Origin of the sequence: Rhodococcus phenolicus, assembly GCF_001646785.1 — a bacterium.
Taxonomy (GTDB): Bacteria; Actinomycetota; Actinomycetes; order Mycobacteriales; family Mycobacteriaceae; genus Rhodococcus; species Rhodococcus phenolicus.
Map to the genome: position 1 here is coordinate 82,736 of NZ_LRRH01000043.1, position 12,668 is coordinate 95,403.

Annotated in this window: 12 protein-coding genes; 10 read left to right on the forward strand and 2 right to left on the reverse strand. The window is 71.5% G+C overall.

Annotated features, from left to right (window positions below; translation table 11 throughout):
• The first annotated feature begins 30 nt into the window (after positions 1 to 30).
• The 5 genes from A8G15_RS13620 to A8G15_RS13640 are packed head-to-tail and all read left to right on the forward strand — an operon-like array spanning position 31 to position 5,063.
• Positions 31 to 645, forward strand: coding sequence for a GNAT family N-acetyltransferase (locus A8G15_RS13620; RefSeq protein ID WP_068160096.1), 615 nt, complete (start codon positions 31 to 33; stop codon positions 643 to 645).
• A 9-nt stretch (positions 646 to 654) separates the two neighbouring features.
• Complete coding sequence (locus A8G15_RS13625) at positions 655 to 2,241, forward strand: phytoene desaturase family protein (RefSeq protein WP_068160097.1); 1,587 nt, start codon at positions 655 to 657, stop codon at positions 2,239 to 2,241.
• Positions 2,238 to 3,152, forward strand: coding sequence for a carotenoid biosynthesis protein (locus A8G15_RS13630; RefSeq protein ID WP_082899879.1), 915 nt, complete (start codon positions 2,238 to 2,240; stop codon positions 3,150 to 3,152). The genes A8G15_RS13625 and A8G15_RS13630 overlap by 4 nt, the downstream gene beginning before the upstream one ends.
• 32 nt (positions 3,153 to 3,184) lie before the next feature.
• The gene (locus A8G15_RS13635; protein ID WP_068160102.1) at positions 3,185 to 3,898 is read left to right on the forward strand and encodes an LppM family (lipo)protein; all 714 of its coding nucleotides are present in this window, start codon (positions 3,185 to 3,187) and stop codon (positions 3,896 to 3,898) included.
• Position 3,899: 1 nt separating this feature from the next.
• On the forward strand, positions 3,900 to 5,063 hold the full coding sequence (locus tag A8G15_RS13640; protein ID WP_245687834.1) for a glycosyltransferase family 2 protein: 1,164 nt from the start codon (positions 3,900 to 3,902) through the stop codon (positions 5,061 to 5,063).
• A gap of 20 nt (positions 5,064 to 5,083) precedes the next feature.
• Here A8G15_RS13640 and metF read toward each other — a convergent pair whose 3' ends face one another.
• The gene (metF, locus tag A8G15_RS13645; protein ID WP_211270158.1) at positions 5,084 to 6,064 is read right to left on the reverse strand and encodes a methylenetetrahydrofolate reductase [NAD(P)H]; all 981 of its coding nucleotides are present in this window, start codon (positions 6,062 to 6,064) and stop codon (positions 5,084 to 5,086) included.
• Positions 6,065 to 6,175: 111 nt separating this feature from the next.
• Here metF and A8G15_RS13650 point away from each other — a divergent pair, with 111 nt between their 5' ends.
• The 4 genes from A8G15_RS13650 (at position 6,176) to A8G15_RS13665 (ending at position 11,472) form a co-directional block, all read left to right on the forward strand.
• Positions 6,176 to 7,276: a polyprenyl synthetase family protein gene (locus A8G15_RS13650; protein WP_211270160.1), complete on the forward strand. Its 1,101-nt coding sequence runs from the start codon at positions 6,176 to 6,178 to the stop codon at positions 7,274 to 7,276.
• Entirely contained in the window at positions 7,276 to 8,850 is a 1,575-nt protein-coding gene (gene crtI / locus A8G15_RS13655; protein ID WP_068160109.1) for a phytoene desaturase family protein, read from the forward strand. Before A8G15_RS13650 ends, crtI begins: the two co-directional genes overlap by 1 nt.
• Before the next feature lie 70 nt (positions 8,851 to 8,920).
• The gene (locus tag A8G15_RS13660) at positions 8,921 to 10,573 is read left to right on the forward strand and encodes an alpha-(1->6)-mannopyranosyltransferase A (RefSeq protein ID WP_068160207.1); all 1,653 of its coding nucleotides are present in this window, start codon (positions 8,921 to 8,923) and stop codon (positions 10,571 to 10,573) included.
• 8 nt (positions 10,574 to 10,581) lie between these two features.
• Positions 10,582 to 11,472: a phytoene/squalene synthase family protein gene (locus A8G15_RS13665; protein WP_068160110.1), complete on the forward strand. Its 891-nt coding sequence runs from the start codon at positions 10,582 to 10,584 to the stop codon at positions 11,470 to 11,472.
• A gap of 7 nt (positions 11,473 to 11,479) precedes the next feature.
• Here A8G15_RS13665 and A8G15_RS13670 read toward each other — a convergent pair whose 3' ends face one another.
• Positions 11,480 to 11,851 (reverse strand): Rv2175c family DNA-binding protein, encoded by a 372-nt coding sequence (locus tag A8G15_RS13670; protein WP_068160115.1) that lies wholly within the window; start codon positions 11,849 to 11,851, stop codon positions 11,480 to 11,482.
• A 148-nt stretch (positions 11,852 to 11,999) separates the two neighbouring features.
• Between A8G15_RS13670 and A8G15_RS13675 the strand changes: the two genes are divergently transcribed.
• Positions 12,000 to 12,668, forward strand: a 669-nt coding sequence (locus tag A8G15_RS13675; RefSeq protein WP_156665378.1) for a protein kinase domain-containing protein, incomplete at its 3' end; no start/stop codon positions are given.

A 12,668-nucleotide genomic window follows, 5' to 3' on the forward strand; every position in this document is an offset into this window, starting at 1 on the left:
ATCGTCAAGGGAAGGCGGACTCCTCCCCGCATGAGCACGGACGCGACCCCGCACGACGCGGCGCCGATTCTTCTCGACCTGTCCCCGGCGGAATTCCGCGCTCGGCTGCCCGAGATGCTCCTCATCTATGTCGCGGCCATGAAATATCCCCGCGGCACCGAATACCACCGCGCCCCGATGTGGGCGGAACACGCCGGCCGCACCGGCTGGCGGGCCGTGGCCGCCGCACTGCCGCACGACCCGGCGACCCTGGTCGCGATCGCCTACGGCTACCGCGGCGCGCCCCAGCAGTGGTGGAACCAGCAGGTCCGATCGGGGATGAGGCACGCGGGATATCCGCCCGAGCGGATCGACGACGTGCTCGGCGACTACTTCGAACTCACCGAACTGCACGTGCATCCCGACGCGCAGGGACACCGCATCGGCGAGGCCCTCCTGCTGCGACTGCTCGCCGACCGGCCGGAACGAACGGTCCTGCTGTCGACACCCGAGGTACCCGAGGAGGACAACCGCGCGTGGCGGCTGTACCGCCGCCTCGGATTCCGCGATGTCGTCCGGCGGTTCGTCTTCACCGGTGACGCCCGGCCCTTCGCGGTACTCGGGCGCGAACTGCCCGTGACGGTCGAACCCGAACCACGGCGATAGCCTGGGCCGGTGATCGACGCAGTCGTGGTGGGTTCCGGGCACAACGCCCTCGTCTCGGCGTGCTATCTCGCACGCGCCGGCCGTTCGGTGGAGGTGCTCGAACGCGACACCGTCCTCGGCGGTGCGGTCTCCACCGTCGAACGGTTCCCCGGACATGCCGTCGACCGCGGTTCGTCCGCGCACATCATGATCCGGCACACCGGCATCCCCGAGGAACTGGAACTCGACCGTTTCGGCCTCCGCTACCTGGACTGCGATCCGTGGGCCTTCGCGCCCGCCCCGCCCGGCAGCGACCGTCCCGGCATCGTCTTCCACCGTGACCTCGACCACACGTGCCGGTCGATCGAAGCCGCCTGCGGCCCGCGCGAGGCCGACGCGTACCGGCGATTCGTCGACGCGTGGAGCCCGCGCAGTGCCGCGGTCATGCGCTCGTTCTCCACGCCGCCCAGCGGACGGCACCTCCTCTCGTCGTTCTGGGGCCTGGACGCCGGCAGCGGCGGCAGCGACCTGTCACGGCGGTTCCTGGCGTCCGGCGACGCCCTGCTCGACGAGTACTTCGACGACGAACCGCTGAAAGCCGCGCTCGCATGGTTCGGCGCACAGTCCGGACCGCCGATGTCCGAACCGGGTACCGCCCCCATGGTCGGGTTCGCGGCCCTGATGCACACACTGCCCCCGGGCCGCGCGGTCGGCGGCAGCGGCGCTCTCACACGCGCGCTCGCCGCACGACTCGCCTCCGACGGCGGCGCCGTCACACTCGGCGACGCCGTCACCGAACTGCGCCGCACGGGCGGCGCCTGGACGATCCGAACCGAATCCGGGCGTACCGTCACCGCCCGCACGGTGATCGCCGGATGTCACATCCTGACCACCCTCGACCTGCTCGAACGCGGCGGCTACGACCGCGCCCAGCTGGCCGGCTGGCGTCGCCGTATCCGCGTCGGACCCGGTATCGGCATGGTGCTCCGCCTGGCCACCGACTCGCTTCCCGCGTACGCCGGTGCGCCCTCCGCGGCGGACACCACGCGCGGACTGCAGCTGCTCGTCGACGACCGCGCACACCTGCGGCTCGCACACGGCGCCGCGCTCGCCGGTGAACTGCCGCCGCGCCCGGCGGTGCTGGGGATGAGTTTCACGGCGTTGGATCCGTCGATCGCACCGGCCGGCGAGCACCAGGTGACGTTGTGGTCCCAGTGGCATGCGCACCGGTTGTCCGCCGGTCGGCGCTGGACGGACCTGGCCGAATCCGAGGCCGACCGGATCGTCGCCGAGATGGAGCTGCGCGCCCCCGGATTCACGTCGTCGATCCGGCACCGGCACATCCAGACCCCCGAGGACATCGAGCGGGAACTGGGCATGATCGGCGGCAACGTCATGCACGTGGAGATGTCGCTGGACCAGATGTTCATGTGGCGGCCGCTGCCCGAACTGTCGCAACATCGCGTGCCCGACGCGCGCGAACTGTACCTGACCGGCGCGTCCACCCATCCCGGCGGCGGTGTCTCGGGGGCGAGCGGACGCAGCGCCGCCCACGCCGCGCTGGCGGACACCACCGGCGGTCCCCTGCGCCGCATCGTCCGGCGGATGGCCCGATGAGCCCGACTCCGGCCTCCGCCGGACCGACAGGACCCACGCGCGAACCGGCAGGACCCCCGCCCCGGACCGCATCGAGGTCCCGGCGCCGGACGCCGGTGACGGACCCGGGGACGATACCCGCCGTCGCGCTCGCCGTCGCCGCTGTGGCCGCCCAGATCGCCTATCCCCTCGCCCACGGATCCGCCCGCGACGTCGTCACCGTGCTGGTGGTGGCGCTGCTGGCCGCCGCCTGTCTGGCGCACGCCGTGGCGCACCGCGGCGCAGCATGGGCGGCGGGAATGTTCGTGATCTCCGCCGGGGTGGGATTCGCATCGGAGGTGGCCGGCACGGCCACCGGATACCCCTACGGGTGCTACGCGTACGCCACCGACCGGCTCGGGCCCGCGCTGTTCGACGTGCCGCTCGTGGTGCCGCTCGCCTGGACTGCCGGCCTGTATCCCGTGTGGTGTGTCGCGACGCGGCTCACCCCCCGGCCCACGACGAGGATCGCGGCCGCGACGATCGGCATGGTCGGATGGGACCTGTACCTGGACCCGCAGATGGTCGCGGACGGGCAGTGGACGTGGTGCCACGGTTCCGGGTTACCCGGTCTCACACACATCCCGCTCTCCAACTACGCCGGATGGCTCGTCGTGGCCGCCGTGATGGCCACCGCACTCACCGCACTCGACCGGGTGACCCGGCAGCCCCGGGGTGGCGACGCGGTTCCGCTCGCGTTGTTCCTGTGGACGTGGCTCGGATCGGCACTCGCTCACACGGTGTTCCTCGACGCCCCGGAACTACGCTGGTCGGCCGTGTACGGCTTCATCGTGATGGGGTTGCTCGGCATTCCCCTGCTGCTGTCGCTGCTCCGCGATCGTCGAGCGCACCGGGACCTGCGGCGACGCGCCGGAACACCCCCGGACCTCTGACATCCCCGCAGGATGCTGGCACGATATCCGCTGTGCAGCCGTCCCTCATCCCTGCTCCCCGCCGTCGATCGTTCCAGCTGGCGGCCCTCGTTCTCCTGTTGTTTCCGCTGCTCGCGGGCTGCCTGCGTGCCCAGGTGACGATGGGGGTCTCGGCCGACGACCGGGTGTCCGGGCAGATCGTCGCCGCGACGATCCCCATCGACGAGAACGACAAGGGACCCCAGCTCGTCGTCCCGGACTCGCTGGCCGGACGCGTCCGAGTACAGGAATACAAGCAGGACGGTTACGTCGGCAGCCAGGTGTTCTTCAGCGACCTGTCCTTCGGCGACGTACAGCAACTCGGCGCGATGACCGACCAGAGCGCAGGTTCCTTCCAGATCGCGCTGCAGCGGTCCGGCGACCTCGTCGCCCTCACCGGGAAGGTCGACCTCGAATCGGTCCCCGCGCAAGGCACGGACGTGCAGTTCACCATCGCGTTCCCGGCCCGGATCGCCACCACCAACGGCACCCGCGAATCCGACTCGGTCGTGACGTGGAAGCTGCCCGCCGGTGATGTCACCAACCTGCGCGCCGAGGTCCGCTACGCCGATCCCAACACCCGGGGTTTCGCCGGGTGGGCGGGCATCGTCGCCGGTGTCACCCTCGGAGTGGCACTGATCATCGGTGGCCTGGCCTGGCTCAACCGCAACCCGGCGCCGACCCGCGTCTCGGCAGGCGGCCCGGACCCGGACACCGACGAATCGTGACGTGAACACCGCAGGCCGGATCCGCGGCACCGCCGTGCTCACCACCCGGGCGGGCGCAGCCGTAGCCCTGTTCGGCGCGCTCGTCGCCGTCGCCAACCGGTTCTCGCTGCCCCGGCTCGTGCCGGGAGCCGGCACCACGGAACCGGTCACCGTGCTGGTTCCCGCCCGCGACGAAGCGCACCGGGTGCCGGACCTCGTGGCGGACCTGCGCGCCCAGCAGGGGGTACCCGGACTGCGCGTGATCGTCCTCGACGACGACTCGTCCGACGGCACCGCCGACGCCGCGCGCCGCGCCGCGGGCGGGGACGAGCGCATCGAGGTGGTACGCAGCACACTGGCTCCACCGGCGGGCTGGACGGGCAAGGCCGCCGCGTGCGCGCACGCCCACCACCTCGCTCGATCCGCGGACACCGGCACGGTCGTGTTCGTCGACGCGGACGTGCGCCTGGCACCGCAGGCGCTGGCCGCCGCGGTGACGTCGCTGCGGCGGACACACGCCGACCTGCTCTCGCCGTGGCCGTTCCAGGTGGCCGGCTCCCCCGCCGAGCGGCTGCTGCAGCCGCTGCTGTGCTGGTCCTGGTTCTCGTCCCTGCCGATCGCCGTGGCCAACCGCACGACGCGGCCCTCGATGGCCGTCGCGTGCGGTCAGTTCCTCGTGTTCGACGCCCGCGCGTACACCGCGATCGGCGGGCACGCGGCGGTCGCATCGAGCCCCACCGAGGACCTCGATCTCGCCCGCACGATGCGGGCGGCGGGCCGGCGCACGGCCGTGGTGGCGGCCGGGCAGCTCGCTTCGTGCCGCATGTATCTCGACCGCCGGCAGCTGACCACCGGCTACACCCGCTGGCTGTGGTCCGCCTTCGGATCCCCGGCCGGCGCGGTCGCGGTCCTCACCGGCTACACGCTCGCCTACGCGCTGCCCCCGATCGCCGCGATCGCCGGGCGCGGACCCGTCCGCCGCTGGGGTCTGATCGGGTCCGTCGCGGCACTCGTGTCGCGCACGCTGGCCCGCTCCACCGAGCGCGGTACGGGCGTGTCCGGGTCGGACGCGGTGACCGCGGCCGGGCACCCGGCCTCGATCGTCGGTTTCGGCGCCCTGACCGTCGCCTCCCTACGTGCCCGGCGCCGGGGCCGGACCGGCTGGAAGAACCGGCCCCTGCCCTGAACGGCCCGCGAGCGGAGTCGTCAGGCGGGCTGCACGAGCGGCGCCGGGAGCTCGATCCCGAGCCGCGACAGCACCTCGCGGGTCGCGCGGGCGAAGTTCAGCGTGATGAAGTGCAGACCCGGGGCGCCCTCGGCGATGAGCCGTTCGCACATTTCCGTGGCCACCTCGATACCGACCTCGCGCACGGCCGCGCGGTTCTCCTCGGGGCCGTCTCCGGCCGCTCGCACGAGCCGCTCCTCGAGTTCCGCGGGGAGCCGGGAGCCGGACAGCTCGAGGCTGCGCCGCGCGGACCGCAACGACGTGATCGGCATGATCTCGGGAATGATCGGTTTCAGCGCCTGCTCCGCGTCGCACGCGACGACCCGGTCGCGCAGCCGCAGATAGTGCTCGACGTCGAAGAACATCTGGGTGATCGAGTACTCGGCGCCGGCCCGCAGCTTCTGCACCAGGTACCGGGTGTCGTGATCGAGGTCCGGCGACCGATGGTGGCCTTCCGGGAAAGAGGCCACACCGACGTGGAAGTCGCCGAGCTCACGCACGAGCCGGACCAGATCCTCGGCGTGCTCGACACCCTGGGGGTGCCGGGTCCATTCGCCCAGTGGATCGCCGGGCGGGTCGCCGCGCAGAGCCAGGATGTTGCTGATTCCGCGATCGGCGTAGGCCCCGACCATCGCGCGCAGTTCGTCGATGCTGTGCCCGACCGCGGTCAGGTGGGCGACCGGCAGCAGCGTCGTCTCCTCGGCGAGCTGACCGGTCACGCGGACGGTGCGGTCCCGGGTCGAACCACCTGCACCGTAGGTCATCGACACGAATGCCGGGCCGAGCCGTTCGAATTCGCGCACGGCACGCCAGAGCCGCGCCTCGGCGTCGGCGTCGCGCGGCGGGGAGAACTCCACCGAGAACGGGATCCGGCCGTGGGACGGAACCCGCAACCGGTCCACGATCGACGGTGTGCGGGAGGTCCCGCCGTCCTGGCCCCCGCTGACGGAATCGCATGTCACCCGACCAGCATAGGTGGCCGCTCGGCGGTAGGTTCCCCGCGCCCCCGATAGGGTGGACGCCGGCGCCACGATGTCCCCACCGGACGGGCGCATGCCCATTCGACCAGGAGGATTCCCCTGTCCACCGGATCTGCTCACGTCCCGTCCTCGCTGCTGCCCGACCTCGTCGAGGGCGCGCTGCGGGAGTTCTTCGCGTCCCGCGCCGATGTCGTCGGCAAGGTCGGCGGGGGTTATCCCGACGCGGTCGCCGCGCTCGAGTCGTTCGTGTTGCGCGGCGGCAAGCGGGTGCGGCCCGTGTTCGCGTGGACCGGCTGGATCGGCGCGGGCGGCGACCCGGCCGGACCGGACGCCGCCGCGGTGCTGCGTGCGTGCTCGGCACTGGAACTGGTGCAGGCGGGTGCGCTCGTGCACGACGACATCATCGACGCGTCCACCACCCGCCGGGGGTTCCCGACCGTGCACGTCGAGTACGCCGACCGGCACCGCGCCGCGCAGTGGCTGGGCGTGCCCGAACGATTCGGTGAGGCCGTGGCGATCCTTCTCGGCGACCTGGCGCTGGTGTGGGCGGACGACATGCTCCGCGAGGCCGGGCTGGACGCGGCGACGGCGGCCAGGGTCACGCCGGTGTGGTCGGCGATGCGCACCGAGGTTCTGGGCGGCCAGTTCCTCGACATCGCCGGCGAGTCGGCAGGTGACGAATCGGTCGAGGCCGCGCTGCGGGTGAACCGGTACAAGACCGCGGCCTACACGATCGAGCGCCCCCTGCATCTGGGGGCAGCCCTCGCCGGGGCGGACGACGCTCTGATCGACGCGTACCGCCGCTTCGGAACGGACGTCGGCATCGCGTTCCAGTTGCGCGACGACCTGCTCGGGGTGTTCGGCGACCCCGAGGTCACCGGCAAACCGTCCGGGGACGATCTGCGCGCCGGGAAACGGACCGTGCTGTTCGCACTCGCGCTCGCCGCGGCGGACGCGACCGACCCGGCGGCCGCGCGGCTGCTGCGCGACGGGATCGGCACGGATCTGACCGACCGTCGGGTCGAGGAGATGCGTGCGGTCATGACCGGCCTCGGTGCCGTCGCCCGCGTCGAAGAGCGGATCACCGCGCTCACCGAGGAGGCGTTCGCCGCGCTGGACGCATCCGCCGCCACCGACGAGGGCAAGGCGATGCTGCGCGACTGGGCGCTGGCGGCGACGCGGCGCACCGCCTGATGCGGCCGTTGCGGACCGTCGCCGGCGCCGAACGCATCGTCGTCGTCGGTGCCGGGCTCGCGGGGCTGTCCGCGGCGCTGCACCTGCGCGGGAACGGTCGCGAGGTCACCGTCCTCGAACGCGACCGGGCGGTGGGCGGCCGCGTCGGCACCCATGCCGGGCCCGGCTACGAGATCGACAACGGTGCCACCGTCCTGACGATGCCGGAGCTGATCTCCGACGCGCTGGCCGCGGTCGGCGCGGATTTCACGTCGGTGGATCCGCCGCTGCGCATCCACCCGATGACGCCCGCCTATCACGCCCGATTCGCCGACGGCAGCAGCCTCGACGTGTATTCGGACCCGGATCGGATGGTCGCGGAGGTCACCCGGGTGTGCGGCCCGGACGAGGCGCGCCGCTACCTGCGTCTCCGACGCTGGCTGGCGGACATCTTCGATGCCGAGTTCGCGCGCTTCATGGACGCGAACTTCGATTCCCCCCTCGATCTGGTCGGTTCCGCGGATGCGGCGCGGGATCTGCTGCGGCTGGTGCGGCTCGGTGGTTTCGGCCGGCTCGGGGCTCGGGTGAACCGGAAGGTCAGCGATCCGCGGCTGCGGCGCATCTTCACGTTCCAGGCGCTCTACGCGGGCGTCGCACCGGCCCGGGCACTCGCCGTGTACGCGGCGATCGCGCACATGGACACCTCGCTGGGAGTGTTCTCCGTCGACGGCGGCATGCGTTCGGTCGCGCGCGCTCTCGCCGACGCGTTGGTGACCGCGGGCGGCACGGTGCGACTCGGCGCCGAGGTCGCCGACCTCGAGTTCGAGGGACGCCGGGTGGTCGCGGTACGCACCGTCGACGGTGACCGTCACCCCTGCGATGCGGTGGTGCTGACGCCGGACCTGCCGGTGGTGGACGCTCTGTTGCCGCGACCGCGGCGGCGTCCCACGGTGGCGTCCCCGTCGGCGGTGGTGCTGCACGGCACGGTGCCCACGTCCGTCACCGCGGGCTGGGCCGCCGGCCACCATCACACCATCGATTTCGGTTCGGCCTGGGAGGACACGTTCGCCGAGATCACCGCGCGGCGTGGTCGCGGCCGGCTGATGCGCGACCCGTCGCTGTTGATCACCCGGCCGGCCCTGAGCGACCCCGGTCTGCTGCTGACCCGCGACGGTGTCGAGCACGAACCGCTGTCGGTTCTCGCGCCCTGCCCGAACCTGGACAGTGCCCCCTTCGACTGGCAGGAACTGGCCTGCCCGTACTCGGCCGAACTGTGCTCGGTGCTGGAGCGGCGCGGATACGGCGGTATCACCGCCGGGTTCCGCATCGACCGCGTCGACACGCCCCGGACCTGGTTCGATCGGGGCATGATCGCGGGCAGTCCGTTCGGTGGCGCGCATCTGTTCCGGCAGACCGGTCCGTTCCGGCGGCGCAACCTCGATCCGCGTTATCCGAACGTGGTGCTCGCCGGGTCGGGCACGGTTCCCGGGGTGGGTGTTCCGACGGTGCTGTTGTCGGGCCGGCTCGCCGCGGAACGACTCGGCGTCACACGGCCCCGTCGGACGGTGGGCGGCGCGGATCCCGGACTGAACTAAACTGTCTTCTCGTTCGTAGATCACCTGCACTGCGTGAAGGCGTGTGCACCAGGGGGAGGAAACCGAAACCATGTCGTCCCCTGCTGCCCCCGACGCCGCACCGGCCGCGGCGGAGCCCGCCCGTACGGTCTCGTTCCTGCGGAGCCCCGCCGGCAACGCGGCGGTTCTCGGGGCGGTCGGCACCGCACTGCTGACCTTCGGCAGTTTCGGCGCCGGAAGCGTCCGCCGGCAGGATCCGCTGCTCGAGGATCTCTTCCTGTCGTGGCTGCGGTTCGGTCACGGCCTGCTGCTGTCGACGATCCTGGTGTGGGCGGGTGTCCTGCTGATGATCGCGGCGTGGGTGCGGCTCGGCCGCAGCGCTCGTGCCGGTGAGGTGAGCCTCCGCGACACCTGGAAGGTGCTTCCCGTGTGGGTGGCGCCGTTGCTGGTCGCGACCCCGATGTTCAGCCGCGACGCGTACTCGTATCTCGCCCAGGGCGCGATGCTGCGGGACGGTTTCGATCCGTACGTCGACGGTCCTGTCGTCAACCCCGGGATCCTGCTCGACAACGTCAGCAACGTGTGGAAGACCACGACGACGCCGTACGGCCCGGTGCATCTGTTGCTCGGGGCCGGCATCACATCGCTGACCGACGACAACGTCGTTCTGGGAACGTGGTTGTGGCGGCTGCTGATGCTGCCCGGCCTGGTCCTGATGGCATGGGCGGTACCGAAACTCGCCCGCAGGATGGGCGGCGATCCGACGATCGCGTTGTGGCTGGCGGTGCTCAATCCGCTCGTGCTGATCCACTTGGTCGGCGGCGTCCACAACGAACTGCTGATGGTCGGGCTGATGATGGCCGGCATCGTGCTCGTGCTCGAGCGCCGGCACGTCGGCGGTATCGCGCTCGTGTCGCTCGGCGCGGCGATCAAGGCGACCGCCGGTCTGGCCTTGCCGTTCCTCATCTGGGTGTGGATGGTGCACGAACGCGACCGGGCCCGTGAGGAAGAGCGCGAACCGGCCGCCCCGATCCGGTTGTTCGCCAAGACCGCCGGGATCGGCGTCGTGGTGTTCGCCGCCGTGTTCGGCGCCGCGTCCGCACTCGCCGGTGTCGGGATCGGCTGGCTGACGGCGCTGTCCGGATCGTCGAAGATCATCAACTGGCTGTCGCTGCCCACGATGGCCGCGCATGCCGTCACGTGGGTCACGCCCTGGCGTCTCGGCTCCGTGCTCGAGGTGACCCGCACGATCTGCATGCTGGCGCTCGTGGCGATCCTGGTGTGGGCGTGGTGGCGGTTCCGCAGAACCGAACGCGACGCCGTCCTGGGCATCGTGGTTGCGCTGACCGCGGTCACGGTCCTGTCCCCCGCCGCGCTGCCGTGGTACTACTCGTGGCCGCTCGCGGTCGCCGCGGCGTTCGCGATGTCGACGCGGACGCTGATGGTTCTCGTCGGCCTGTCCACGTGGCTGATGGTGATCTTCAATCCGGACGGGTCGATCGGCATGTACAACATCGCACACGTGGCGGTCGCGATCTTCGTGTCGGTGGTTGCGGCGCTGTCGCTGCGCACGGCCGACCCGCTGCACCTGCGTTCCCGTCGCCCGGCAGCCACACCTGCTGTCGCGGTCCCCGTCCCCGAACACACCGCCCCTGCACCTGCCGTACCCGGACCCGCCGTGCCCGCACCCGCGGCCGCCACCGATCCGGCACCAGCGGCCTCCGCGGAGCCCCCGCGCGGGTGACCGGAGGCATGGACGAGGCGTTCCGGTACTGCGAGCGGCTCACTGCCGCACATGGACGCACGTACCACCTGGCGTCGCGGTTGCTGCCGCCCGGGCGCCGCGCGGGTGTGCACGCTCTCTACGGGTTCGCGCGGACCGTGGACGACATCGTCGACGTCACCGCCGTGGACGATCCGGCAACGGCATCCCGGCAGGTCGACGCGGTGCTGGCGCGGCTGTACGCAGCACTCGACGGTGATCCGGGGCCGGCCGACGACGTCGGTCTCGTGGTGCGGGCGGTCGCCGCCACCGTCGTCCGCTACGGGATTCCCCTCGACCATTTCGAGGCGTTCGTGCGGTCGATGCGGATGGACATCCCCGGTACCGCGGTATTCCGCGATCGGTACCGCGACATGGCGGAGCTGCGGGAATACATGTACGGGTCGGCGGCGGTGATCGGATTGCAGTTGCTGCCGGTGTTCGGCGTCGACGATCCCGACCGCGCAGGCCCGTACGCGGCCGCGCTGGGGACCGCGTTCCAGTTGACGAATTTCGTGCGCGACGTCGGCGAGGACCTGGCGCGCGGGCGGATCTACCTGCCCGCCGACGGCTGGTCGGCGTTCGGCGTCGACGACGAGCTGCTCGCCGAATGCCTGCGCGCCGGCGCACCCGATCCGCGGGTACGCCGGGCGCTCGCCCATTTCGTGGCGCTCGCACGCGCCGACTATCGGCGCGCCGAGCCGGGACTGGCCCTGCTCCCCGACCGGGTCCGTCCCGGGATCCGGGCGGCGTTCGTGCTGTACGGCAGCATCCTCGACGAGGTCGAGGACAACGGCTACCGGGTGTTCGACCGCCGCGCGGTGGTGCCGCGACGGCGACGGCTCGCGGTGCTGCTCGCACAGCTCGCGTCCCGCCGCTGACGGTTGCTCAGAAGCCCAGGGCCTGGGCCCGGCGCACGACCTCGCGCGCCGAATGGGTGTGCAGCGCCGCAGCCGGGCTGCCACCCTCGAGCGAGTCGTCCTCGCGGAACAACCAGATCAGGATCTCGTCGTCGCGGAAACCTCCGTCGTGCAGCACCGAGATCAGGCCCGGCACGCTCTTGAGGACGTGGCCGTCCTCACCGAAGAAGGCTTCCGGCACGGCCAGGACACCGTCGCGTTTGATCGCCAGGAGCTGGCGGTCGCGCAGCATCTGGTGGACGCGGGTGATGACGACACCGGTTTGTTTCGACACATCGACGAGTTGGAGTACCGGTACCGAAGGGTCCAGCACGTCGTCGCAGAACGGGATTGCACTCACCCGGGTAACGTTATCGGGTTCGATCCGCAGTGCACGCGAGACCGTCCCGTCCGGCGCGCTGGCTACGATCGACTGGGGTGAACGACCCCACCCACAAGGAACCGACCGACGTCGCCGTGCGGCGTCGCAGAACACGGGGGTACACCGCGTGACCGCTGGAGGCGACCGCTTGGTCGGCATCGTGCTCGATGGACGCTATCGGATCGAAGCGCCCATCGCCCGGGGCGGCATGTCGACGGTGTATCGCGGGACCGACATGCGGCTGGACCGGCCGGTCGCGGTGAAGGTAATGGATCCGCAGCTCGCCGCCGATCCGCAGTTCCGTACCCGATTCGAGTTCGAGGCCCGGGCCGTCGCGAAGCTGAACCATCCCGGGCTCGTCGCCGTCTACGACCAGGGGCACGACGGTGAGCACGCGTTCCTGGTGATGGAGCTCGTCGATGGTGGCACGCTGCGCGAGCTGCTGCGTGAACGCGGACCGATGCCCCCGCACGCCGCCGCCGCGGTCGCGGCACCGGTGCTCGGCGCGCTGGCCGTCGCGCACCGCGCGGGTCTGGTGCACCGCGACGTCAAACCCGAGAACATCCTCATCTCCGAGAGCGGCGAGGTGAAATCGGCGGGCGTCGTCCTGTTCGAGATGCTCACCGGACGCACGCCGTTCACGGGCGACACCTCGCTGTCCGTGGCCTACCAGCGGGTCGAGAAGGACGTGCCCGATCCGGGATCCTGCATCGACGGTGTGCCCCCCGAGTTCGACGAGCTGGTCCGGCACGCCACCGAACGCGAGCCCGGTCAGCGCTTCGACGACGCCGGCGCG

What these genes read in the sequence shown, in the direction of transcription:
- A8G15_RS13620 (WP_068160096.1), top strand. Translation starts at nt 31, where the DNA reads ATGAGCACGGACGCGACCCCGCACGACGCGGCGCCGATTCTTCTCGAC.
- A8G15_RS13665 (WP_068160110.1), top strand. Translation starts at nt 10,582, where the DNA reads ATGGACGAGGCGTTCCGGTACTGCGAGCGGCTCACTGCCGCACATGGA.
- crtI (WP_068160109.1), top strand. Translation starts at nt 7,276, where the DNA reads ATGCGGCCGTTGCGGACCGTCGCCGGCGCCGAACGCATCGTCGTCGTC.
- A8G15_RS13630 (WP_082899879.1), top strand. Translation starts at nt 2,238, where the DNA reads ATGAGCCCGACTCCGGCCTCCGCCGGACCGACAGGACCCACGCGCGAA.
- A8G15_RS13660 (WP_068160207.1), top strand. Translation starts at nt 8,921, where the DNA reads ATGTCGTCCCCTGCTGCCCCCGACGCCGCACCGGCCGCGGCGGAGCCC.